Raw genomic sequence first — 23,974 nt, 5'->3', positions numbered from 1 at the left:
TTTCCGTTCGCCACCTCACCCGTACGCCTCTCCTCCCTACGCCCCTCACCCGCATACCTCTCTCCCCCACGCCCCTCACCCGTACGGACCGGAGCGCTGGTGAGCGGGTCGGGCCGGTGGTGCCGTGAGATCAGGCACCCGTCGGCCGCACGCAGCCCAGGAGGCTCCGATGACCCCCGCGATACGCCCGCCGCAGCTCCCCCGTGGCGTCCTGCTCTCCCTCCTCGCCACCGGTCTGCTCGCCGCCGGCGGCTGCGCGGCCCTCGGTCTGCGGCAGCCGGCGAGCGCGCCGCACCCCCTGCCCACGGTCGACGGGCCGGCCTCGACGGCCAAGGCGTCCGCGCGGCCCGACGGTGCCACGCTCAGCGACGAGCAGGTCGAGGCCGCGCTCATCAACGAGACCGACCTCGGCTCCCCCTGGACGCCCACGACCGGCGCGGCCACCTGGCGGGACGGGCTGCTGAAGGCGAGCACCACGGCCGGGGAGTGCCAGCGGCTGCTGGACGCCCTCTACAGCGACGAACTCCTCGGCGCGCCGGCCCGCGTCGCGGTCGGCCTGGACGAAACGGACAACGACGCCCAGCTCCGCTACCAGATCGGCGCCCGCCGCCCCTCGGACGTCGACGCCATGCTGTCCTGGCTGGGCACGCTGCCGACGCAGTGCGCGCGGTTCACGGCCACCACGGAACTCGGGCTGGTCGAGGACGTACAGGTGGTGGACGCCCCGCTGCCGGAGGTCGGGGACAGGCGCCAGGGCTTGCGCGTCACCCTCGCGAGTACGACGCCGGACGGGCGGGAGTTCCTGCTCAGCCTGGACGTGGCCGCCGTCCGGGTCGGCCAGGACTGCTTCGCGCTCACCAACGGCGGTCTCGGCGATGTGCCGAACGACGCGACCCAGGCCGCCGTCCAGATCGGCGCCCTGCGCCTGGCGGACGTCCGCAAGCAGGGCCGGGTCCAGGTGTGAGCCTCACAGCGGTGGCTGGGCCGGGGCCGGGCCGAGCGTGGTGGTGCCCGGAGTGGTGCGGTGCCCCAGGCCGGTGCGGTATGCGTCCAGGGCGGCCTCGGTGCGGCCGGTGCGGCGGAGCAGGTCGCCGAGGAGGCGGCACAGGTCGGCGAGGTCACCGGCGGCACCCGCGCGTTCCAGGATGCTGAGGGCGCGGACGTAGTGCTCCTCCGCCGCCTCGGTGTCCCGGGCGTCCTCGGCGATGATGCCCAGGAGGCGGTGCGCGGCGGCGGCGTGGACGGCGCCGCGCTCGGAGGAGAAGTCCCCGAGGACGCCCTCCAGCAGCTCGGCGGCCTCCTCGGACTTGCCCCGGCGGTGCAGGACGTCGGCCAGTTCGACGGCGGCCTGGCTGCGGTACAGGGCGGCGCGGCTCTCCGAGAGCATGGTGTGCGCCTGCCTCAGCTCGGCCTCGGCGCGGTCGAGTTCGCCGTTCTGGGCGCAGACGTAGCCGCGCATCCAGTGGCAGTTGGCCAGCTCGGTACGGAGCCGCAGCTGGCGGTAGAGCTCGGCCGCCTTGGCGAGGGAGGCGTCGGCCTCCGCGACCCGGCCCTCGGCGAGCAGGGTGCGCGCCACCGAGCGGTGCATACGGGCGATCAGCGCGGGATCGCCGGCCTGCGGGGCGAGCGCGAGGGCGAACTCGGCGGCCTGGGCGGCGCGGGCGTGGGCGCCCATGTCCATGTACGGGCCGATGACGCTGGCGTACAGCAGCAGCAGCGCGTCCGGGTCGTGCAGTCCGCCGCGGTTCAGCTCGTCGAGGGCGGACTCCAAAAGGTAGACCGCGTACCGGAGTTCACCCGCGAGGTAGTGGGCGACGGCCCGGCCGCGTACGGCGTGGACGCGCACCGGCAGGGTCTTGTCGGCCAGCAGCTCCTCGGCCTGCTCGAAGTACTCCCGCGCGGCGGTCAGCTCGCCGGTCTCCAGGGCGCATTCGCCGAGGCCGAGCAGGGCGGCGGCCTCTTCGCAGCCGAGCCCGTGGGTCTCCGCCTCGGCGCGCAGCGCGGTGTACTGGGCGGCGGCCTCCTCGGCGCGGCCGTCGGCGAGGATCCGCTGCGCCTCGGTGAGCCGTAGCCGCAGATCGGTGGCGAGGTGGGCGGGCCGGCCGACGGCCAGCTCCTCGAAGGCGACCCCGAGCCGGTCCGCGATGTGCCGCAGCGCCTCGTCGGAGGCCCGCGCCCGGCCCGCCTCCAGGGTGGAGATATAGGCGGGTGTGTACGCCGGTTCCGCCAGTTGCCGCTGAGTGAGCCCACGTTCGGTACGCAGCCGCTGCACCCGCCGTCCGATGACCTCCGGATCGTCCCGCTCCGGCATGCAGCGTGCCCCCCCCCAACTCCCCCGACGCCTCTTGCCGCCGAATCCGGCAGCCCCTAGGTTAAACGGCTAATTAAGCATGCTTAACAGGCCGCTGTCGTGTTGCGAGGTCGCCGTGTCCGGACGTACATCCGCACCCTACGCACGCCCCACCGCACGGAGGGCCGTAACAGCCGCGGTGATCGCCGCGGCGGCCCTGCTCCTCGCGGCGAATGCCGGCCCGGCCAGGGCGACGACAGCGGTCCCGGCCGCGCAGGTCACGACGTCCGCGTCGACACGTTAAAGAGCGCCGAGGAAGGCAGCCCACGCCCGGGGAGTCACGGCGAGGTGCGCCGCGTGAGGCTGCTTGGAGTCACGGACGGCGATGAGGGTGGGGAGGTCGGCGACCTCGATGCAGTCGCCGCCGCTGCTCCCGCTGTACGAGGACTTACGCCAGGCGGCAGTGCCGAGGGCGGCGCATTCGACGCACTCACCACCACTGGTGCCGCTGTACGAGGACTTACGCCACGTCGCGGCCTTCAGCTGCTTGCTGGTGTCCATAGCGCTCCTCCATGACGCGGGCGATCAGGTCGGCCGAGTCCTCCGATGAGAGGGCGGTGGCCTGCAAGCGAGCGTAACCGACTGAACGCTCCCTGATCACTTGTGGATTGGCGGTCATGTGCCCCTGGTCATAGCTCTCACAGTAGAAGAGGTCGGGATGGTCGTCGAAGCGCGCCACAGTGAATGAGCCCATCATTCCGGTGTGCGCGCCAACGGATGATGGCAGCACCTGGATGTGCACCCACGGGTTGTCCCGAAAGCAGGTGGCCTAGTTGCTCACGCATTACCCCCCGGTCGCCGACCATTTGGTGCAGCACTGCTTCGTCCATGACGATCCACAGCACCGGCGGCTGATCTCGTCGCAGTATGCGCTGCCGCTCCATGCGGGCGGCGACCATCTCCTCGACCCTGTCTGGATGGTCCACGCGCAGCAGCACCGCCGCGTAGGGCTTCGTCTGAAGTAGCCCGTACACCAACTGGCACTGGTACGTGGAGATATAGGTCGCCGTAGCCTCCATATCCGCATACGGCTGGAACCAGCTCGGCAACTGGCTCCGCAACACCAGCCCCACCAACCGCGAGAAGAACCCGTCCGTCATCAGCGCCGCGTCCACCCGCTCGGCGAACTCCCGCGTCGGCACCTTCAGCGTGGTCTCGATCTGGCCGATCAGGGAGCCCGTACAGAAGACGATCGCGCCCAGCTCCTTCTGCGTCAGCCCGGCCTCCTCGCGTTTTCTGCGCAGCTCCGATCCGAAGTAGTCCAGCGGAGAGGCACTGGGGTCGAGCGGGCGGATGTTGACCATGATGTGCGGCACCCCCTGCGATCGGTCTGTAGCAGGGCGTAACGGCCCGACTCCACAGCCGTACCGGAAATCACGAAACCGGCCTGCTCTGCGACCGCCGCTCAGCTGCCGCGCGCACCCCCGCCGCCGAGGTACGGAACGGGCTCCCGGCGGCACCGGCGGGGGAAATTTTTCGCGGTCGGAGCAACCACGACCCCGCCTCGCGCCCGACCTGTCCCCGGTTGCCCCAGGTGTCCGCACGCTCGCCTCCGGGGCCCTCGCGTTGTTGTCGGTTGCATGACCTAGTCTTTGCGCACACTCGCCACGCGCGGCGCACACGGCTCATGCACAGGGGGCCCACATCTCGCCGTGTCCGCGCGGGCACCCACGTCTTTTCATTCGTTCCGGGGGGTTCGAATCAGCGTGCGCAAGCGCTCTCTCACGGCTGCCACCACCCTGGCGGTCCTCTTCAGCTCGGCGGCTCTCGCCGCCACTCCGGCGTCCGCCGACTCCACCACCGCCCTGCCGGTGAAGCAGGCCGGTGACATCGTCGTGGACGCCGTCCACCAGCAGGTCTTCGTCAGCGACCCGCTCAACGGCAAGATCGTCGTGACGGACTTCGCCGGGAAGTTCGTCAAGCAGCTCGACACCAACCTCTCCGGCGTCAACGGCCTGGAGCTGTCCGCCGACTCCGGCACGCTCTACGCGGCCGTGCAGGACCTCGACGCCATCGCCGTCTTCGACACCGCCACCGACACCGAGACCGCGCGGTACGAGGTCGGCGACAAGCCGCTCAGCGTCGCCCTCGCGGGCGGCAAGCTGTGGTTCGGCTACGGCGGCGCCGCCGAGGGCAACATCGGCTCCGTCGACCTCGCGGCCGAGGACCACAAGATCACCCTCGGCCAGGACAACGGCTGGTACGCGGCTCCGCTGCTGGACGCCGCGCCCGGCTCCACCACCCTGATCGCGGGCGCCCTCGGGCAGAGCCCGGTCGAACTGGCCTCGTACGACGTCTCGTCGGGCACCGCCACGAAGGTGGCGAGCACCCGTGAGGCGGGCAGCAACCTCGGCGACCTCCAGGTCACCCCCGACGGCAAGGACGTCGTGGTGGCCAGCGGCGCGCCGTACTACCAGCAGGTGTTCCGGACCTCCGACCTGAACGAGGACGGCAAGTACGTCACGGACGCCTACCCGAACTCCGTCGCCATCGCGCCGAACGGCACGGTCGCGGCCGGCATCGACGGCTCCTACGAGCCGGACGTCTACATCTTCAAGCCCGGCACCAGCGAGGCGGTCCGCACCTACGACTTCCCGAACACCGGCACCACCAGCGGCTCCGACCTGCTGGCCCGGGGCGGTCTGGCCTGGGCCCCCGACGGCTCCCGGCTGTTCGCGGTGACCAGCAACAGCCAGGGCGTGTACTCGCTGCGTGTCCTGATCGCGCCCACCAAGGCGGCGTCCGCCGTCACCGTGGACGCGCCGGCCACCGCCACCCGCGCCAAGCAGCTCACCGTCAAGGGCAAGGTCACCTCCAAGGTGGCCGTCCCGGCCGGCACCAAGCTGACCGTGACCCGTACCGACCTGGAGTCCCCGAAGGGCAAGACCCTGGCGGCGGCGGTCACCAAGGCCGACGGCACGTTCTCCTTCACCGACACCCCGCCGGCCGGCGGCAAGGTGAAGTACACCGTGGCCTACGCCGGTGACGCCGACCACGCGGCGGCCTCCGCTTCGGACACCGTCGAGGTCTCCCGCGCCAAGCCGACGCTGACCGTCAACAACAACGGCAAGGTGTACTCGTACGGCAAGGACGTCACGTTCACGGCGCACCTCGGTACGACGTACTCGAACCGTACGGTGGAGATCTGGGCCGACCCGTTCGGCGGCGACAAGCCGAACAAGCTGGTGAAGTCCGGCAAGGTCAACTCCGACGGCAACCTCTCGGTCACCCTGGACCTGAAGCGGGACACGAAGGTCACCGCGAAGTTCGCGGGCGACTCCCGCTACAAGCCGGCGTCCGCGAGCAGCACCGTCGGCGCCAAGGTCAGCGTGTCCACGTCGGTCACCAACCACTACAAGTCGACGTACACGTGGGGCCACACGTACTACTTCTTCCACAAGACCAAGAACCCGCTGATCACGACCAAGATGTCGTACTTCCCGGGCCGGGCGCAGAAGCTCGAGTTCGAGGTGTACTACCAGGGCCGCTGGTACCCGGGCGACCCCGCGTACTTCAAGCTGGGCTCCGACGGCGTGTCCAGGGTCAGCATCACCGGCGACCACGGCCAGGACGTCGGCTGGCGCTTCCGCATCCGCTCGTCGTACATCAACAGCGCCTCCGGTGACACCGTGAACTCCACGACGCACGGCGCCTGGAAGTACTTCACCTACACCAAGTAGCCGCTAGGGGGTGCCCTGGAGCTGACGCAGCTGCCGCTGGACGTTCTCCAGCGCGCCGCGCCGGCGCCCCGGCACCCTGAGCCGCAACTCCGCGAGCGCGGGCCCGAGTTCACGGGCCCGCGCCGTGTCCTTGATACGGGTCCACTGGTGGTGGGCGCGGTCGACGGCCGCCTCCACGGCGGGCGCGTCTCCCGCCTGACCCGCGGCCAGCCGCGCCCCCGCGACGTCCAGCCAGACCCGGCAACTGCGCACCGGGTCCCCCGCGAACATCGCCAGGTCGGCCCGGACCTCACTCCAGTGCAACGCCTGCTCGGACCCGGCCCCGTGCGCCCGCACGGCGTCCGCCTCATACCGAGCCGCCAACCCATCCGCCTCCCCGTGCCGCCCGGCCTCCACGGCAGCCGCGATACCGGCGTGCGGGTCGTCGGGGTGGGGGGTGGTGGTGGGGGAGGTGAGGGGGGTGAGGGGCCTGAGGGAGTCGATGGTGCCGGTGACGGGGACGGTAAGGCCGGCGGCGGTGGCCGGGCCGGTGGCGGGGAAGGCCGGGGAGTCGGTCGGGCCGGGGGCGGTGGCACCAGCCCTGGAGTCGTGGGCAGGGCCGCCGTACCGGGATCCCGGCACCAGGCCCTCGGAGCCGCCACCCGACACCGGGCCACCGGCCACGGCACCCGGCATCGGACCACCACCCGCGACACCCGACACCAAGCCGCGGCTCTCGGTGCCCGGGACCGGACCGGCGCCCCCGGCCGGCGGCGCGAAGCCGCCCATGCCCGCACCCGGCACCATGCCGACCGCCGGGTAGGCCGGCCCATGGCCGCCGGCGCCGGCCAGCAGCAGGTTTCCCACCGTCTCCGCCGGGATCCGGCCCAGCGCCTGCTGGTGCAGGACGTCCAGGGGAGGTCGGTGGCCGCTGCGCAGCAGGGTGGCCACCGTTTTCATGTAGGCCGGCTCGGCCAGGGTCCGCCGGGAGGCGGGCGGGGCGATGCGGCCGTAGACGGCGGTGTGCGGGCCGGAGTCGAGGCCGCGTTCGGTGATGTGCCGCCAGGTCTCCGCGTCCGTGTGCAGGTCCACGACGAGGGCGGTGTCCGTGGCGGAACGCAGCCGCAGCTCCTCGCGGATCCAGTGCCAGGGCAGGGCGGTGTAGCGGACCGTGGCCGGTGTGGTGCGGGCCAGGGCCAGATGGAGCTGGTGCTGCCGGCGGTCCAGGTGGAGCTGGCCGGTGACGTACACGGTGAGCGGACCGGGGGAGGCCGCGGCGGCCCGCAGCCGGGTCAGGACGGCCTGTGGTTCCAGCGGGTCGGCGAGTTCGACGACGTTCGCGGTGTCGGTGCCGGCCAGCACGGCGGGGGCGACGGCGGCCAGCACCGGCAGGACACCGGCCGCGTCCACCAGGCGTCCCCGGCCCAGCGGCGAGGCCGCGAGCAGCAGCACGGTTCCGGGCATCGTGCCTCCCCCTGTCGCACTGCGAACCCCGTGAACCCTCCGTACCCGAGGACCCCGTAGATCCGCTCTCCAGCCAGCACCGTAGCCGCTGCCGCCGCCCATCGGCGCCTCAGGACCGCAAACGTCCCTGTTCGTGGTCTTCGACCGCGGCCGCGGCCCGCCGCACCGCGAAGATCGTGGTGTCGTCCACCAGCCGCCCCCCGGTGTGCCGCAGGACGCCGTCACGGACCCCGCGGACCAGGGGCCGGGGCTCGGCGCGGTGCGGGTCGGCGGCGACGGCGCGGGCGACCTCGCGGGCCAGCTGGTAGAACGCGCCGGGGCCGTCGCGGGCCTCGGTCACCCCGTCGGTGACCAGCAGCAGCGTCTCGTCGGCGGCCAGCGGCACCCGGTGCACGGGTGGCAGGGCGCCCGCTAGGTCACCGAGGCCGAGCGGCACACCGTCGCCGCTGGGCAGCTCCCGGACCCCGCGCGGGCCGACGGCGAGCGGGGCTTCGTGGCCGAAGTTGAGCATCTCGATCGCCTCCGGGGCGTCCTCGGGGAAGGCGATGAGGACGGCGGTGGCGAAGCGGTCGCCGTCGTCCCGGCCGAGCGCGGCGGTGTGGGACCGGTGCCTGAGCATCCGGATCTCCAGGCGTTCGGCGACGGTCGCGAGGCCCTTCTCGTGGTAGCCGGCCTCGCGGAAGGTGCCGAGCAGCGCGGCGGCGGCCTCCACCGCGCCGAGCCCCTTGCCCTGCACGTCGCCGACGAGGACCCGGGTGCCGTGCGGGCCGGGCTGGATGTCGTAGAAGTCGCCGCCGACCCGGGCGTCGACGTCGGCGGCCAGGTACACCCCCGCGTGCTCCAGCCCGGCCCAGCCGGGCGGCAGCGGGCGCAGCACGGTGCGCCGGGTGGTCTCGGCGATGTCCCGGATGTGCAGGACCTGGCGTTCCTGGCGCACGCGCACGGCGGCGGCCAGGGTGGCCAGGGCGCCGCCGAAGGCGACCAGGAGGAAGTCGCCGAGTCCGGCCTGGTACTGGTCGGGCCAGGCGCTGTCCACGGCCACGTACGTCACCACCGACACCACGCCGTACGCGGCCGTCGTCCACACCCCGCAGATCGCGGCGGCGATGCCGGGGACCAGGACGATCCAGGAGACGATCCGGAACTGCTCGCCGGTGTTGAAGTCCAGCAGGACGACGCCGGTGAGCAGCAGCAGCGGCGGCAGCCACGCGATGCTCCACCCGTGGACCCGCAGCAGCGGGCGCCGCCGCCCGTACTCGATCTCCGTCACGGCGGGCAGCCCTCCATGTCTTTCAGACAAGCACGGGAGAGAACCGCATGCATCCGGGCACTCGTCACCTTCCTGGCCGATTTGCCAGCCCTGGTGCCCCGGTGTGCCCTGGTAGCGGGGGGCGGATCGGGGGCGAGGAGAGAGGAGTGCCCTCATGGCTCAAGCGGCACCCGCGCCCGGCGGCATGTCCCGGCCCGGCCGCACGCCCGAGGTGGAGGGCCGGGCGGCCGATGTGCGCGCACGGCCACCGGACATCTTCGACGCCCGCACCCACGCGGTCGCCCGGCTGGCCGTCCCCATCGTCCTGGGACTGGTCTACGGCTACTGGGTGGCGGCCAACAACCGCTCCGGCGGTGCGATCACCGGCTGGAACCTGCTGCTCGGCTTCGTCAGCGCGCTGGTGTTCGCGGTGGCGTGCATCGCCCTGCTGACGCTGGCCCCGCGGATGCCGCGGGAGGTGCACGCGCTGCTGTGGACGGCGTTCGTCGGCTGTGCGTTCGGCTTCATGTACAGCCAGACCGGCGCGACGGTCCTGCGGTCCGTGCTGATGTCCCTGGTGGTGTCGGCGGTCACCTTCGCCGTGTTCTTCTACCGCTACTACACGCGGGAGGACGCCTTCGGACGCCGGGTCCGCTGAGCGGGCACGGCGGAGAGCGCGCGTGGGCCCCGGCCGGACGGCCGGGGCCCACGCGCTCCCCTGTGCCCCCCGGGATCCCCACCGGGGCTGCGTTCCGGACCCGGTCCGGCTCCACGACCCGGAGAAGCCGGACGATCCGGAACCGCCCAGCACCAGGAAACACCCGTTCGGGTGAACCCTCCACCGGAGAGCGGAAACCCCAGTTCCGCCAAGGGGGTCCTCCTACCGCCCGAATGCAGTCCTCCCGCTCGCGTGCCGGCCGCCGCAGCCCTTGCCTGGAACCGTGCCCTCACGCCTCAGGAGCGCCCTGTCGACCGTACTGATCGCCCTGTCCTGCCTCCTCGTGCCCTTCGGCGCGCTGGCGGCCTGGGCGGCGTACGGGCTCGCCGACACGGGCCGGTACGTCACCACGATGGCCCCGCTCGCCGCCGACCCGGCCGTGCGGGAGGCCGTCGCGGACGCGGTCGGGGACGGCATCCTGCGCGCGGTGGACCAGCACGTGGACGTCCGCCCGCTGCGCGGCTCGGTGCGCCCGTTCGTGCACGACGCGGTGCGCTCCTTCACGCAGACCCGGGCCTTCCGGCTGGCCTGGGACACCGGCAACCAGGTCACCCACGACGCCGTGCTGCGCGCCCTGCGGGCCAAGGACGAGGACGAGCGCGATGTCACCGTCGACCTGGCTCCGGTCACCGCCCAGGTCAAACGCCAGCTCGCCCAGGACCACGTGCCGCTCGCCGCGCGCATCCCGGTGGAGCACACCGCGGTGGCCGTGCTCCCGGCGGGCGAACTGACCGCGCTCCGAAAGGGGTTCCACGTGCTCGAAGTCGCCGGTTTCTGGCTGCCGGTGGCGGCCGTCGCGTTCGCCGTGAGCGGGATCGCGCTCGCCGTCCACCGCCGCCGTGCCGTCGTCGCCACCGCCCTGGGCACGGCCCTGGGCGGCGCCCTGCTCGCGCTCGCCCTCACCGTCGGCCGCGGGCTGACCCTGGCCGACCTGCCCGCCGGCGTGTCCCATCCGGCGGCGGGCGCGGTCTACGACGCCCTCACCGCCACCCTGCGGTCGGCCGCCTGGCTGCTGCTCGGCCTGGGCCTCGTGGTGGCCCTCATCGCCTGGCTCACCCGGTACTTGCGGCTGCCCCGTCCCGTGCGACGCCGGCGAGGGTCGCCAGCGCCCGCGCCAGCACCGGCTCCGGCTCCGACCCGAGCCCGAGCCTGACCGCGTCCGGGGTCCGGTTCGGGTCGACCGAGAAGGCCGTACCCGGGGTGACGGCGATCCCGCGGGCCCGCGCGGCGGCCGTGAAGGTGTCCGCCCGCCACGGCGCCGGCAGCTCCCACCAGGCGAAGTAGGCGGCGGGATCGGACCGTACGGCGAACCCGGCCAGCTTCTCGGCGACCAGCCGCTGCCGCCGCTCCGCTTCCCGCCGCTTGGCGGCCACCAACCGGTCCACGGTCCCGTCGCCGAGCCACCGCACGGCCGCCTCCAGCGCGAAGGCACCCGCGCTCCACCCGCCGGACCGGATCGCCCGCGCCACCGCCTCGCCGCGGTCCTCCGGTACCACGGTGAAGCCGACGGTGAGGCCGGGCGCGACCCGCTTGGACAGGCTGTCGACCAGGTGCACAAGACCCGGAGCGAGCGCGGCGAGCGGGGGTGTGCCGCCCGGCTGGAGGAAGGCCCAGATCCGGTCCTCCACCACCGGTATCCCCAGCCTGTGGACAGTGTCCGCCAGCTGCCGCAGCCGCTCGGCACTCGTCGTCCGGGAGGTCGGGTTGTGCAGGGCCGGCTGGAGGTAGAGGGCGGACAGCGGCGTGCCGCGGTGGGCGGCGGCCACGGAGTCGGGCACGGGCCCCTCCGCGTCCGTGGCGAGCGGGACCAGGACCAGGCCGAGGCGGGCGGCGATCTCCTTCACCAGCGGATACGTCAGCTGCTCCACGCCGACCCGGCCGCCGGGCCGGACCAGCGAGGCGAGGGTGGCGGCGATCGCCTGGCGGGCGTTGCCGGTGAACAGGATCCGCTCCGGGCGGGTCCGCAGCCCGCCGCGTGCGAGCAGGGCGGCGATCGCCTCCCGGGCCACCGGGGTGCCCGCGGCGGCGGCCGGCCGCAGCGCCTGGCCGAGCGCGTCGGGCCGCAGCAGCGGGGCGAGGGCCGGGGCCAGCAGTTCCGCCTGGCCGGGCGCGGAGGGGTAGTTGAGCTCCAGGTTCACCAGCGGGGCGCCCGACGCCTCGGTCAGGGCGTGCCCCGGCTGCCCGTCCGGCGCGGTGGCCCGCACGAACGTGCCGCGGCCCACCTCGCCCACCACCAGTCCCCGGCGCACGAGTTCGGAGTACACCCGGCCCGCAGTCGACGGCGCGATGCCGTGCCGGCGGGCGAACGCCCGCTGGGGTGGCAGCCGCGCGCCGGGGCGGAGCCGTCCGCCGGTGATGTCCGCCGCTATCCGGTCGGCGATGCGCCGGTAGTCGTCCACAAGTCCCCCTGTTCTCCGATGCGTTGGATTGCACCGAGGGCAAAGATTTTATTGCACCGAGCGATGGGGCGCCCTAGGGTCGTTGCCATGCCCCCCTTCCTCGCATTCGAGGACAAAGACCCCGGAGTCACCTCCCGGGTTCCCCTCGTCCTCGTCCACGGACACCCCTTCGACCGCACGATGTGGCACCCGCAGCTGGCGGAGTTCTCCGCCGGCCGCCGGGTGATCGCCCCCGACCTGCGCGGCTACGGCGCCTCCCCGGTGACTCCCGGCAGCGTCCCGCTCTCCCGCCACGCCGAGGACATCGCCGCCCTCCTGGACCACCTGGACGTGGACGCCTGCGTCCTCGCCGGCCTGTCCATGGGCGGCCAGATCGTCATGGAGTGCGCCGCCCGCTTCGGCGACCGGATCCGGGGCCTCGTCCTCGCCGACACCTTCCCCGCCGCCGAGAGCCCCGAGGGCAGGCGGAGCCGCAACGCCATGGCCGACCGGCTGCTCGCCGAGGGCATGCGGGGCTACGCCGACGAGGTGCTGGAGAAGATGGTCGCCCCGTACGCCGACCCCGAGGTCAAGGCCCATGTGCACGGCATGATGACGGCCACCTCCCCCGAGGGTGCCGCCGCGGCCCTGCGCGGCCGGGCCGAACGCCCCGACTACCGGGACCTGTTGACGAAGGTGGCCGTGCCCGCCCTGGTCCTGGTCGGTGCCGACGACACCTACACCCCCGTCGCCGACGCCGAGGCGATGCACGCGGTCCTGCCCGACTCCAGCCTGCACGTCATCGCGGGCGCCGCCCATCTTCCCAACCTGGAACGGCCCGAGGAGTTCAACCGGGCCCTCGGCGCATTCCTGGCGCGCGTGGACGGGCGACCGTAGGCTCGCTCCCGTGACCCAGCGCCCCGGACGCAGGCTCGGCGCCTGGTGTGCCGGGCTGCTGCTCGCCGGGGTGAGCGTGGTCGTCGGCTGCCGGGTCGCCGACACCGACGGCATCAGCCCCGTGCCCCAGCTCCTCGCCTTCCTGCCCTGGCTGCTGGTACCGGCCTGCCTCGCCCTGCTGTGCGCGCTGCTCGCCCGCTGGTGGCCGGGCCTGGTGTGGTCGGTCGCCGTCCTCGGCCTGCTCGCCTGGTACCAGGAGCCGTACGGCACGGCCGGCGAGCCCGACGGCCTGCCCCTCGCCCGGCTCCGCGTCCTGACCTCGAACGTCGAGTACGGCCGCGGCACCCCCGCCCTGGCCGGGGTGGTGCGCGACCGGCGTCCGGACGTCGTCTTCGTGGCGGAGTGCGAGCCCGGCTGCCGGGCCACGCTGGAACACGACGTCGGGGCCGTCTACCCGCACCGCCGGGCCGTCGAGGCGGACGGCTCCAAGGGTTCTGTCATCCTCAGCCGCTTCCCCCTCACGCCGGCCCCGGGCGTGCCCGGCACCATGGGCATGCCCGGCGCGGTGGCCGACGTGCGCGGCCACCCCGTACGCCTCCAGCTCGCCCACCCCGTGCCCCCACTGCCGGACCAGGTCGGCCTGTGGCGCCGCGAGCTGGGCCGGATCCGCGCCTTCGCGGCCGCCGGCACGGGCACTCCCACCATCCTGGCCGGCGACTTCAACGCCTCCCAGGACCACGCGGCCTTCCGGCACATCCTCGACACCGGCCTCGCCGACGCGGCCCGGCTCGCCGGCCACGACCGCACCCCGAGCTGGCCGTCCCGCACCGCCTCCGTCATCGGCGTCCAGATCGACCACGTGCTGGTCACCCGGGACTTCACCGCGACCGACGCCCGCTTCCTGCGCGTGCCCGGCACCGACCACCGCGCCCTCGTGGTCGACCTCACGCTGCACCGACGGCAGTGAACGGCAGACGGACAGGGCACCCAGGGGGCAGGCGGGCGGGAGGACGGGCGGGCGAGGGGGCAGGGCGGCGAGAGACCCCGCCCCGGGCCGACCATCGCATTCCGGCCATAATGGGCGCATGTCCCGAGAGTCCCCATCGGCCTCCCCCCTCCCGACTGGCTGGTGCGGAACCTCAAAGCCCAGCAGGCGCCCGTCAGCCGAGGCCCGCCGCACGGTCACCCGGTCCCTGAACGAGTCGTACGACCTGATCCTCGCCCGGCGCGCCCGCCACCACGGCCGCAGCCGCGTGCCCGCATGCGCCGCCGCCTCTACCGCGACCTCTCCGTCATCCGCACGGAATTCCAGCGGGCCCTGACCGAACCCCCGCCGACCGGCCGGCGCGCCGCCGCCTGGTGGCTGCTGGTCGTCACCGTGGAACGCATCGTGGACGCCACGACGGCGGCCCGCGTCCGCGTCCGGCACGGGGCCGCGCCCCCGTCCACCGCCGAGATCACGCAGGTGGCCCTGCAGCTCCGTGAGCTGCCCGAGGGTGTCCGCAGCGCGGAGACCCTGACCGCCGTACGCACCGGCCTCACCGGCCCCGCGGACAGCGTCCTCGAACCCCTCCGCCAGGAGGTGGCCGCGGCCCGCGCAATCGCGTCCCCGCACTGACCGCTCGCCGCCGCCGGGGGCCGCTAACCTTACGTGTCCGTCCTGGCCAGCGATTGACGGGTTACAAGCTCACGCGAAGGGTTGCGCACATGGGCATTCTCACTCTCCTGCGGAACGCATTCGGCCGCTCACGCAAGTCACGAGCCACCGAGGCAGAGGGTGCGGACCGGGCCCCCGCAACCCCCACCGAACAGGCACCCCCCTCCCTCCCCGAACCCCGGTCCTCCGACGAGGAACACGAACTGGTGGCAGCCGCCTTCGCCAAGGTGCAGGTCCCCCACCCCTCGGAACCAACGGACACCGAGGAGCCGTCTCCGACCGCCCCGAAGGCAAAGACCGTGGAGACGGCTGCGGCCGAGGCCAAGGCGGAGACGGAGACGGAGACCGAGGAGACGGCTGCCGCCGAGGCGAAGGTAGAGGCCGAAGAGACGGCTACCGCCGAGGCCAAGACGCAGGAGCCCGCACAGACGACTCCGGCCGAGCCTGAGGCCGAGGCCAAGGTGGCGGCCGAGGAGACGGCTGCTGCTGAGGCTGAGACGGAGCAGCCCGAGGAGCCGACTCCGGTCGAGCCCGAGGCCGAGACGACGGTCGAGGAGACGGCTACTGCTGAGGCCGAGGACAAGGTCGAGGAGCCGACTCCTGCCGGACCTCGGGCCGAGGCCGAGGAGCAGGCCGAGCCTGAGGCCGAGGTGAAGGCGGAGACCGCGGAGACGGCTACGGTCGAAGCCGAGGCCGAGGAGAGCACGCCGGCCGAGGGCGTAACGGCTACGGAACCGGAACCGGTCACTGCACAGGCGGAAGAGGCGGCGACCGACACGCAGGAAGCGGCGGCCGAGCCGCAGACGGAAGTCGAGGCGGCGACCGAGAGCGTCGCGGCGGAGGCCGACATCCCCGCCGAGGACGCGACCGCTGAGACCGAGGCGCCCGCCGAGGACGCCGAGCCGGCCGACGACACCACGCCCCCGCAGGCCGCCGACGGCGAGGACGCCCCACAGGGGCCACCCGCACCCGGCGACGAGACCCGCACGGGTGGTGCGGGTGGGAACGCGGATGCCGAAGGCGAAGCCGAGGCGGCCCCGCAGCCGCAGGCACCGCAGGCAACCCGTGCGAGCGGGACCGCGGACGCCGAAGGCGAAGCCGAAGCCGATCCCAAGCCCAAGGCCGCCGCCACCCCCCTCGCCAGGGTCAAGAGCGGCACCCCCTCCCTCACCACCGCCTACAAGGCCGCCACAGCCGCCCTGAAGAAGAACGACCTCACCGGCACCCGAGCGAAGCTCTACCTCGTGCTCGACCGCTCCGCGAGCATGCGCCCGTACTACAAGGACGGCTCCGCCCAGGCCCTCGCCGACCAGACCCTCGCCCTCGCCGCCCACCTCGACCCCGAGGCCACGGTCCACGTCGTCTTCTTCTCCACGGAGGTCGACGGCACCACCGACCTCACCCTGACCCCGGACCACGAGACGAAGATCGACGACGTGCACGCCGGCCTGGGCCGCATGGGCCGCACCAGCTACCACGCCGCCGTGGAAGCCGTACTCACCCACCACGGGAAGAACCACGACAGCGGCACCCCGGCCCTCGTCGTCTTCCAGACCGACGGCGCCCCGGACGCCAAGACCCCCGCCACCCAGGCCCTCACCGACGCGGCGAAGAACCACCCCTCCGTGTACTTCTCCTTCGTCGCCTTCGGTGAGCACGACAACAAGGCCTTCGACTACCTCCGCAAACTGAAGACCGGCAACACGTCCTTCTTCCACGCCGGCCCGGCCCCCCGTGAGCTGACCGACACCGAGCTGTACGAGGGCGTACTCGCCGACTGGCGCCCGTAACGGCCGGTCACCGTACGCAACCCTCGGGCCGCCCCTTCCCACCCTGCAAAACGGGAAGCGGGCGGCCCACCCCTGTCGGCTACGATTTCAAGGTTCGAAACCGCAGAAAACGCGACCTGGGAGCAGCCACGATGGCTCGACACCTCATCACCAGCGCCCTTCCGTACATCAACGGGATCAAGCACCTGGGCAACATGGTGGGGTCCATGCTCCCGGCGGACGTGTACTCCCGGTACCTCCGCCAGCGCGGCCACGACGTCCTGTACATCTGCGCCACCGACGAGCACGGCACCCCCGCCGAGCTCGCCGCGAAGGAGCAGGGCCTCGCGGTGGACGAGTTCTGCGCCCAGGCGCACGACGCGCAGAAGGCGGTCTACGACGGCTTCGCGCTCGCCTTCGACTACTTCGGCCGCAGCTCGTCCCCGGAGAACCGGGAGATCACCCAGCACTTCGCCCGCAAGCTGAACGAGAACGGCTTCATCGAAGAGCGGGCGATCCGCCAGGTGTACAGCCCCGCCGACGGCCGCTTCCTCCCGGACCGGTATGTCGAGGGCACCTGCCCGCACTGCGGCTACGACAAGGCCCGCGGCGACCAGTGCGAGAACTGCACCCGCGTGCTCGACCCGACCGATCTGATCAACCCGCGCTCCGCCATCTCCGGCTCGACCGACCTCGAGGTCCGCGAGACCAAGCACCTCTTCCTGCTCCAGTCCAAGCTGCAGCACGAGGTCGAGGCGTGGGTCGCCCGGCACGAGGAGGACTGGCCGCAGCTCGCCTCCTCCATCGCCCGCAAGTGGCTGACCGAGGGTCTGCACGACCGCGCGATCACCCGTGACCTGGACTGGGGCGTCCCGGTCCCTGCGGACACCTGGCCGGAGCTGGCGGCCGAGGGCAAGGTCTTCTACGTCTGGTTCGACGCCCCGATCGAGTACATCGGCGCGACGAAGGAATGGGCCGACCAGGACCCGGAGAACCGGGACTGGAAGTCCTGGTGGTACGAGGCGGACGACACCGTCCGCTACACCGAGTTCATGGCCAAGGACAACGTCCCCTTCCACACCGTCATGTTCCCGGCCACCGAGCTGGGCGTGCGCGAGCCGTGGAAGAAGGTCGACTACGTCAAGGCGTTCAACTGGCTGACGTACTACGGCGGCAAGTTCTCCACCTCGCAGAAGCGGGGCGTCTTCACCGACCAGGCCCTGGACATCCTGCCCGCCGACTACTGGCGCTACTTCCTGATCGCCAACGCCCCGGAGTCGGACGACTCGTCCTTCACCTGGGAGCACTTCACCGCCACGGTCAACAAGGACCTGGCCGACACCCTCGGCAACTTCGTCAACCGCGTGCTGTCCTTCAGCAAGAAGCGGTTCGGCGAGGAGGTCCCGGCCGGCGGTGAGCCCGGCGAGGCGGAGGCGCGGCTCGGCGAGCAGATCGCCGAACTCCTCGCGGAGTACGAGTCGCAGATGGAGGCCCTCCAGTTCCGCAAGGCGGCCGCCGCCCTGCGCGCCCTGTGGTCGGCCGGCAACTCCTACCTGGAGGAGAAGGCCCCCTGGCTGGAGATCAAGACGGACAAGGAGGGCGCGGCCCTCACCCTGCGTACGGCGATGAACCTGATCCACCTGTACGCGGTGGTCTCCGAGCCGTTCATCCCGGCGACGGCGAAGACGATGCGCGAGGCGTTCTCCCTGACGGACGACACCGCTGCCTGGGTCGCCCGGGACGAGGCGAAGGCCCTGGCCTCCGTCCCGGCCGGCACCCCGTTCACGGTCCCGCCGGTGCTGTTCGCCAAGCTGACGGACGAGGACCTGGCGACGTACAAGGAGCGCTTCGGCGGCGAGGAGGGCTGACGACCTCACGCAGCGCGCCCCGCTCCTGGTGACAACCGGGTGCGGGGCGCGTGCCGTTTCCGCGTCAGCGGTCCGAGGTGTAAGCCACGAAGTCCGCCCAGGCGCCGGGCGTGAGCGCCAGACGGGGACCCTCGACGTTCTTGGAGTCGCGGACGTGCACCGTACCGGGGGTGACGGCAAGCTCGACGCAGGAGTTGCCGTCGTTGCCGCTGCTGTAGCTGCTCTTGAACCACGCCAGCTCGGAGGCGTCCCCGGCGGTGGTCTTGCGGATCATGTCTCTCCCAGCATTTGTTCGATGAAGGCCAGCGACTCCCGTGGCGAGAGGGCCTGAGCCCGGATCGTGCCATACCGCAGCTCAAGGATGCGCAGATGTTTGGGGTCCGAAGTTGGCCGGCCGTTGAACGCGCCATCGGAGCGGCCCACTGCTGAACCGTCTGCGAACTTCAGCAGTTCGATCTTGCCGTCCATGCCGGAGTGCGTCTCGCAGCTCAACGGCATCACCTGGAGAACGACGTTGTGCAGCCGACCCACCTCCAACAGACGTTCGAGCTGCTGGCGCAAGACCATTGTGCCCCCGATCGGACGGCGCAGGGCCGCCTCTTCCAGGACGAAGCTGAGCGCGGGTGCGGGCGAACGTTCGTAGATCGAAGCACGAGCCGCGCGCGCGGCCACCATCCGCTCCACCTCGTCCGGGGAGTAAGGAGGTTGCATGGCTTCGAACAGCGCGCGTGCGTGGTCAGGGACCTGCAAGAGCCCGTTGATGCCAGCGCTCTCGTAGATGCCGATCTCTACCGCCTGCGCCTCCAACTTCGCCAGTTCCCGAACCTTTTTGGGATACCGGACCCTCTTCACGTCCTCCCAGGCCGCCGCGATGAGTCCACCCGCACCCAACACCTCGTCGGCCTTATCCAGGTACTCCTGGCGAGGAATCCGCTTCCCGCCCTCGACCTTGTAGACCAGGTCCTCCCCGTACCCGACCGCCGCCCCGAACTCGGCGGCGCGCATCCCGACGGCCTCGCGCCGCAGTTTCAACTGCCGCCCCACGGTGGTGATGACGGCCACGCCCCACTCGTCGTCCGGGTCCACCTCCCACCCCGGCCCATCAGCCTCGTCCTTGAGCCGCCGTACCTCGCCGTCCACCGACATGCCGCAACCTCCGTCGCACCGCCGGACAGTCACCCTGCGTACCAGCGCTGTCACTGTTCACGGTAAGCACGCACCGCCACGCTCGGTGAGGTGAACCGGGAAAAGTCCACCCACCTTCTCTCGCCCGACGCCCACTTCGGCGTGCCGCCGTCCCGGAACTCCCGATCGCGTGCGCTCCGGAACCGCCTCCGACCGTCAGGCACCCGCTGCGGAACCGCGACACCTGCGACCGCGCTTTCATCAGGGCATGGGCAAGCACCCAGCCGCAGAACTCCGGAGGAAACTGGTGGCCGTGGACCTCTCTTTCTACAAGTCGCCCCTCTCCGAGGAACTCCGCGCCGAAGGCAGGAACGAGGGCCGTGCCGAGGGCCGTGCCGAGGACATCCTGTTCATCCTGGAACGACGCGGCGTCAACGTCCCCGATGAGGCACGCGCACGCATCACCTCCTGCGACGACCTCGATGTCCTGCGCCAATGGCTGGACCGCTCCCTCACCGCCCGCTCGGCCGATGAGGTCTTCGCCGAGTAGTCCCGGGCCGGGGCGTGCGCAGCCCCCGTTCAGGAGAGGAACCGCCGACGGCCCGGGAGAGGGGGGCACCGGGCCGCCGGCCGCGCAGGTGGGTCAGGACGCCGTCAGCACGCCCGCGCCGGTCGTCCCCGCCAGCTCCGTCGGCAGGTTCTTCGCCGACGTCTGCAGGCCCGCGGTGAGCGTGGGCGTCCAGTTCACCGTCGTCTTGATCTTCTTCGACGACGCGGCGTTGTAGGCGGCCACGAGGTCGGTCACCGTGCCGTTGACGAGGTTGCCGCCGCCCGCGACCGAGCCGGTGCCGTCGCCGCTCAGCAGCTTGGCGACCTTGCCGCCGGCCGGCACCTTCCAGTAGTTGTCCTCGGCGACGACCTGGGCCTTCGCACGGGAGTTGATGCTGTACAGGGGCGCGTAGCCGTCGACGGTCGTCGTGTCGTACACGTTGTTGTAGAGGTGGATCTGGCCGATGCGGGCCAGCGGGGCGCGCTGGACGATGCCCTTCCACACGTTGTGGTGGATCGTGACGCGCAGCTTGCCGGTGCTGTCCTTGTCGCTGGAGCCGATCAGCATGGTCTTGTCGTGGTCGGTGAACTGGTTGCGCTCGACGGTCACCAGGTCGGAGCCCTTGGTGATGTCGAGGGCACCGTCGTGGATCTGGTACTCGCGGCCGTAGTACTTCGGGTTGGCCTTGTCGAAGTGGGGCGCGTCGGTGAACGTGTTGTGGTCCGCCCAGACATGGGTCGCTCCGCGCAGGGTGACCGAGTCGTAGTTCGAGTTCCAGTTGCCCTCGTCGCCGTCGGTCGGGTCCCACTGCGGGAAGCAGTCCTCGGTGGCGGAGAAGGTCAGGTTGCGGACGATGACGTTGTCCACGCTCTGGATCTGGAGCATGCCGCCGAGGATCCCGGCGTTGCTGCCGGGCACGCCCACGATCGTGGTGTTGGCCGGCACCTTGAAGACGATGTTCTTCCCCTGCTTGGCCTGGGCGGCGGCGCGCGCCTTCTCCTGGGTGCCGGAGGGCAGCTTGGACCGGCCGTAGGTGGCGGGGTCGTACGCCTTGAGGTAGGCGGAGAGCGAGTAGCCGGTGCCGGCCGCGTAGTCGGCGCAGGTCAGCTTCTTGCCACTGTCGTCGGTGTTGGCGTCGATGGTGCCCTTGACCTTGATGATGCGGGGCGCGGTGTCGGAGGTCGAGCCCAGCGCCTTCACGAGCTGGGCCCGGGTGGAGACGGTGAACGTGTGCGCGGAGTCGGCCTTCGCGCCGCCGGTGGTCCCCGTGCCGGAGGCGGCCCAGCCGTCCTTGGCAGCGAGGGTCTGGTGGTACAGGTCGACGGCGTCGGCGTTCGCGCTCATCACGAACACCCCGGCACCGACGCCCGCGGCCACGACGGCGGCGGACGCGGCGAGGGCGCGCCGCTTGCGGAGGGACCGGCGGTGGGAGGGAGCTGCCACGGAGGAGTCCTTAAGGTCTGTCGTACATGCCTTACGACTCCTCAGTGACCGCCCGCCGGGCAGAAGTTGCCGCCGCCGCGAGAAAAAAATCCAGGTCTCGGACCCCGTCGTCGCGCATATATGACAGGAAGCCGGAAAAATCTTCCCGTGGACATCCCCGAACCCCATCACCGGCTCCTCGCGGACGTCGTCCCGGCAGGCGGTCCCTACGGTCTGGTCCTGGCCGGCGGCTACGCCCTCCAGGCGCACGGGCTGCTGCGGCGCCCGCACGCGAACCTCGACCTCGCCACCGAGAGTGCCGAGCCCATGGAGCGCATCGCCGGTGCCGTCGGCGCGGCCCTGGAGGCGCGGGGGCGGCAGGTGCGGGCCGGTGCGGTCACCGCGCTCACCGCGCAGCTGACGGTCACGGACCCGCCGAGCGGCGAGCCGTGCACGCTCGCGCTGCACAAGGAGGCGTTCTGGCAGCCGCCGGAACTCACGGAGTACGGCCCGGCGCTCTGCCTGGAGGACGCCGTCGGCACGAAGATCCGGGCGCTGTACGACCGGGGCGCGGCCGTCGATCTCGTCGACGCACGGGCGGCCGCGGCCCGCTTCTCCCTGCCCGGCCTGGAGGAGCTGGGCCGCCGGCACGCGCACGACCCCTTCGACCTGCCCACCCTGCAGTCCCGGCTGACCGGCACGGACTTCTACGCCGACGCCGACTTCCTCCGCCTCGGCCTGGACGAGCCGGAGATCGGCGCCCTGCGGGCCTGGGCCCAGCACTGGTCCGACGACATCGCCGAGCGGCTGCTGGAGGACGGCGCGACCCCGGACGAGGACCCCGATCCCGGCACCGGGGACTGAGGTCACCGGCGGCCGACGGGGCCCGAAGACGGCTGTGCGCGCCGATCGTCCAGAGTGAGTCAGGACGGATCGGCGCGCACGGGCCGCGGGTTACTTATGTGGTTGCCTACTTCGGCTGCGGCTTGCGGATGTTCAGGTGCAGCTCGCGCAGGCGGGACTCGTCCAGCTCGGTCGGGGCGCCCATCATCAGGTCCTGGGCGTTGCCGTTGAGCGGGAAGGCGATCGTCTCGCGGATGTTGGGCTCGTCCGCGAGGAGCATGACGATCCGGTCCACGCCCGGGGCGATGCCGCCGTGCGGGGGGGCGCCGAAGCGGAAGGCGCGGAGCATGCCGGCGAACTTCTCCTCGACGGTCTCCCGGTCGTAACCCGCGATCTCGAAGGCCTTGAGCATGATCTCCGGCTCGTGGTTCCGGATCGCGCCGGAGGACAGCTCGACGCCGTTGCAGACGATGTCGTACTGCCAGCCCAGGATGTCCAGCGGGTCCTGGGTCTGCAGGGCCTCCAGGCCGCCCTGCGGCATCGAGAAGGGGTTGTGGGAGAAGTCGATCGCGCCGGTCTCCTCGTCCTTCTCGTACATCGGGAAGTCGACGATCCAGCAGAAGCGGAAGACGCCCTCCTCGAAGTGGCCGGCCCGCTTGGCGGCCTCCACCCGGACGGCGCCCATGATCTTCGAGACCTCGTCGTACTCACCCGCGCCGAAGAAGACGGCGTGGCCCGGGGCCAGGGAGAGGCGCTTGGTCAGCTCGGCGACGTTCGCCTCGGTGAGGAACTTCGCGATCGGGCCGGAGAGCGAGCCGTCCTCGGCCACGCGCACCCAGGCCAGGCCCTTGGCGCCCTGCTCGACGGCGTACTCACCGAGCTGGTCGAAGAACTTGCGGGGCTGCGCGGAGACGTCCGGCACCGGCAGCGCGCGCACGTGCTTGCCCGCGAACGCCTTGAACTCCGAACCCTCGAAGACATCGGTGATGTCCACCAGCTCCAGCTTGGCGCGCAGGTCCGGCTTGTCGGAGCCGTACTTGGCCATCGCCTCGCGGAACGGGATGCGCGGGAACGGCGAGGTGACGTGGCGGCCGCCGCCGAACTCCTCGAAGAGTTCCGTCATCAGCTTCTCGATCGGCTGGAAGACGTCCTCCTGCTCGACGAAGCTCATCTCGACGTCGAGCTGGTAGAACTCGCCCGGGGAGCGGTCCGCGCGGGCGTCCTCGTCGCGGAAGCAGGGCGCGATCTGGAAGTAGCGGTCGAAGCCGGAGATCATCAGCAGCTGCTTGAACTGCTGCGGGGCCTGCGGCAGGGCGTAGAACTTGCCCGGGTGCACCCGGGAGGGGACCACGTAGTCGCGGGCGCCCTCGGGGGAGGTGGCGGACAGGATCGGCGTCGCCATCTCGTTGAAGCCCATCGCCGCCATCTTCTGGCGCATGGCCGAGATGACCGCGGTACGCAGCATGATGTTGCGGTGCATGCGCTCGCGGCGCAGGTCCAGGAAGCGGTACTCCAGGCGCCGCTCCTCGTTGACCCCGTCCTCGGCGTTGATCGTGAAGGGCAGGGGCTGGGCCGCGCCGAGCAGCTCCACCTCGGCGACCTCGACCTCGATCTCACCGGTGGGCAGGTCGGGGTTCACGTTCTCGGTTCCACGTGAAACCACCTGGCCGTCGACGCGGACCGTGGACTCCTTGGAGATCTTGTCCAGGGCCTCGTACGCGGGGGTGCCGGGGCGGGCGACCAGCTGCGTGATGCCGTAGTGGTCGCGCAGATCGATGAAGAGGATGCCGCCCAGGTCGCGCCGATTGTGCAGCCAGCCGCTCAGCCGGACGTCGGTGCCGACGTCAGAGGCGCGGAGCTGGCCGCAGGTGTGGGACCTGTACCGATGCATCGTCGTTCATCGTCCTTCGTGGTGGGGTTTCTCCTGCCGGCTCTGCGGACCGGCGGGAACGGGCACGGGGCCCGGACCCATCAAGGGTACCGGGCACCCCAAGCTCGGTTCCCCACCATTACCGCTCGCCCGCC

General features: G+C 71.9%; 20 protein-coding genes and 2 pseudogenes. 12 read left to right on the top strand and 10 right to left on the bottom strand.

Annotated elements, in window-relative coordinates:
• Positions 1-169: 169 nt before the first annotated feature.
• Entirely contained in the window at positions 170-964 is a 795-nt protein-coding gene (locus ACZ7DL_RS20035; protein WP_470775541.1) for a hypothetical protein, read from the top strand.
• A gap of 3 nt (positions 965-967) precedes the next feature.
• Here the strand turns inward: ACZ7DL_RS20035 and ACZ7DL_RS20030 are convergent, their stop codons facing one another.
• The gene (locus ACZ7DL_RS20030) at positions 968-2,311 is read right to left on the bottom strand and encodes a helix-turn-helix domain-containing protein (protein WP_470775539.1); all 1,344 of its coding nucleotides are present in this window, start codon (positions 2,309-2,311) and stop codon (positions 968-970) included.
• Between the two features lie 79 nt (positions 2,312-2,390).
• Between ACZ7DL_RS20030 and ACZ7DL_RS20025 the strand changes: the two genes are divergently transcribed.
• Positions 2,391-2,594 (top strand): hypothetical protein, encoded by a 204-nt coding sequence (locus ACZ7DL_RS20025; protein ID WP_470775537.1) that lies wholly within the window; start codon positions 2,391-2,393, stop codon positions 2,592-2,594.
• Here ACZ7DL_RS20025 and ACZ7DL_RS20020 read toward each other — a convergent pair.
• Entirely contained in the window at positions 2,591-2,851 is a 261-nt protein-coding gene (locus ACZ7DL_RS20020) for a DUF397 domain-containing protein (protein ID WP_470775535.1), read from the bottom strand. The genes ACZ7DL_RS20025 and ACZ7DL_RS20020 overlap by 4 nt on opposite strands.
• A pseudogene (locus ACZ7DL_RS20015) lies at positions 2,811-3,654 on the bottom strand (helix-turn-helix domain-containing protein). The gene ACZ7DL_RS20020 and the pseudogene ACZ7DL_RS20015 overlap by 41 nt, the downstream one beginning before the upstream one ends.
• 402 nt (positions 3,655-4,056) lie before the next feature.
• Here ACZ7DL_RS20015 and ACZ7DL_RS20010 point away from each other — a divergent pair.
• Positions 4,057-6,030, top strand: coding sequence for an Ig-like domain repeat protein (locus ACZ7DL_RS20010; RefSeq protein WP_470775532.1), 1,974 nt, complete (start codon positions 4,057-4,059; stop codon positions 6,028-6,030).
• 3 nt (positions 6,031-6,033) lie between these two features.
• On the opposite strand, the gene ACZ7DL_RS20005 is transcribed toward ACZ7DL_RS20010, so the two are convergent.
• Complete coding sequence (locus ACZ7DL_RS20005; RefSeq protein WP_470775530.1) at positions 6,034-7,473, bottom strand: hypothetical protein; 1,440 nt, start codon at positions 7,471-7,473, stop codon at positions 6,034-6,036.
• Positions 7,474-7,582: 109 nt separating this feature from the next.
• Positions 7,583-8,743 (bottom strand): PP2C family protein-serine/threonine phosphatase, encoded by a 1,161-nt coding sequence (locus ACZ7DL_RS20000; RefSeq protein ID WP_470775528.1) that lies wholly within the window; start codon positions 8,741-8,743, stop codon positions 7,583-7,585.
• A 154-nt stretch (positions 8,744-8,897) separates the two neighbouring features.
• On the opposite strand from ACZ7DL_RS20000, the gene ACZ7DL_RS19995 reads away from it, so the two are divergent.
• Positions 8,898-9,380 (top strand): hypothetical protein, encoded by a 483-nt coding sequence (locus tag ACZ7DL_RS19995; protein ID WP_470775525.1) that lies wholly within the window; start codon positions 8,898-8,900, stop codon positions 9,378-9,380.
• A gap of 283 nt (positions 9,381-9,663) precedes the next feature.
• Positions 9,664-10,593, top strand: a complete 930-nt coding sequence (locus ACZ7DL_RS19990) for a hypothetical protein (RefSeq protein ID WP_470775523.1) — start codon at positions 9,664-9,666, stop codon at positions 10,591-10,593.
• Here ACZ7DL_RS19990 and ACZ7DL_RS19985 read toward each other — a convergent pair.
• Positions 10,493-11,839 (bottom strand): aminotransferase-like domain-containing protein, encoded by a 1,347-nt coding sequence (locus ACZ7DL_RS19985; RefSeq protein ID WP_470775521.1) that lies wholly within the window; start codon positions 11,837-11,839, stop codon positions 10,493-10,495. The genes ACZ7DL_RS19990 and ACZ7DL_RS19985 overlap by 101 nt on opposite strands.
• Before the next feature lie 87 nt (positions 11,840-11,926).
• On the opposite strand from ACZ7DL_RS19985, the gene ACZ7DL_RS19980 reads away from it, so the two are divergent.
• The 5 genes and pseudogenes from ACZ7DL_RS19980 (at position 11,927) to metG (ending at position 18,009) form a co-directional block, all read left to right on the top strand.
• Positions 11,927-12,715, top strand: a complete 789-nt coding sequence (locus ACZ7DL_RS19980; RefSeq protein WP_470775519.1) for an alpha/beta fold hydrolase — start codon at positions 11,927-11,929, stop codon at positions 12,713-12,715.
• Positions 12,716-12,725: 10 nt separating this feature from the next.
• Positions 12,726-13,682: an endonuclease/exonuclease/phosphatase family protein gene (locus ACZ7DL_RS19975; RefSeq protein WP_470775517.1), complete on the top strand. Its 957-nt coding sequence runs from the start codon at positions 12,726-12,728 to the stop codon at positions 13,680-13,682.
• A gap of 276 nt (positions 13,683-13,958) precedes the next feature.
• Positions 13,959-14,333 (top strand): annotated as a pseudogene (locus tag ACZ7DL_RS19970) (FUSC family protein); the annotation flags it as partial.
• Positions 14,334-14,422: 89 nt separating this feature from the next.
• The gene (locus tag ACZ7DL_RS19965) at positions 14,423-16,162 is read left to right on the top strand and encodes a VWA domain-containing protein (protein ID WP_470775515.1); all 1,740 of its coding nucleotides are present in this window, start codon (positions 14,423-14,425) and stop codon (positions 16,160-16,162) included.
• Between the two features lie 131 nt (positions 16,163-16,293).
• Complete coding sequence (gene metG / locus ACZ7DL_RS19960; RefSeq protein WP_470775514.1) at positions 16,294-18,009, top strand: methionine--tRNA ligase; 1,716 nt, start codon at positions 16,294-16,296, stop codon at positions 18,007-18,009.
• Positions 18,010-18,073: 64 nt separating this feature from the next.
• Here metG and ACZ7DL_RS19955 read toward each other — a convergent pair whose 3' ends face one another.
• A complete protein-coding gene (locus ACZ7DL_RS19955) occupies positions 18,074-18,283 on the bottom strand; it encodes a DUF397 domain-containing protein (protein ID WP_470775512.1) in 210 nt (69 codons plus the stop codon).
• Positions 18,280-19,155, bottom strand: coding sequence for a helix-turn-helix domain-containing protein (locus ACZ7DL_RS19950; RefSeq protein WP_470775510.1), 876 nt, complete (start codon positions 19,153-19,155; stop codon positions 18,280-18,282). Before ACZ7DL_RS19950 ends, ACZ7DL_RS19955 begins: the two co-directional genes overlap by 4 nt.
• A gap of 247 nt (positions 19,156-19,402) precedes the next feature.
• Between ACZ7DL_RS19950 and ACZ7DL_RS19945 the strand changes: the two genes are divergently transcribed.
• Positions 19,403-19,684 (top strand): hypothetical protein, encoded by a 282-nt coding sequence (locus ACZ7DL_RS19945; protein ID WP_470775508.1) that lies wholly within the window; start codon positions 19,403-19,405, stop codon positions 19,682-19,684.
• Between the two features lie 93 nt (positions 19,685-19,777).
• Here the strand turns inward: ACZ7DL_RS19945 and ACZ7DL_RS19940 are convergent, their stop codons facing one another.
• The gene (locus ACZ7DL_RS19940) at positions 19,778-21,127 is read right to left on the bottom strand and encodes a pectate lyase family protein (protein WP_470775507.1); all 1,350 of its coding nucleotides are present in this window, start codon (positions 21,125-21,127) and stop codon (positions 19,778-19,780) included.
• 147 nt (positions 21,128-21,274) lie between these two features.
• Here ACZ7DL_RS19940 and ACZ7DL_RS19935 point away from each other — a divergent pair, with 147 nt between their 5' ends.
• On the top strand, positions 21,275-21,970 hold the full coding sequence (locus ACZ7DL_RS19935; protein ID WP_470775505.1) for a hypothetical protein: 696 nt from the start codon (positions 21,275-21,277) through the stop codon (positions 21,968-21,970).
• A gap of 106 nt (positions 21,971-22,076) precedes the next feature.
• On the opposite strand, the gene aspS is transcribed toward ACZ7DL_RS19935, so the two are convergent.
• The gene (gene aspS, locus ACZ7DL_RS19930) at positions 22,077-23,840 is read right to left on the bottom strand and encodes an aspartate--tRNA ligase (RefSeq protein WP_470775503.1); all 1,764 of its coding nucleotides are present in this window, start codon (positions 23,838-23,840) and stop codon (positions 22,077-22,079) included.
• Positions 23,841-23,974 lie beyond the last annotated feature (134 nt).

The sequence above is a fragment of the Streptomyces sp. NPDC036984 genome (assembly GCF_055607665.1).
This window is presented reverse-complemented; position numbering and strand designations above follow the sequence as displayed.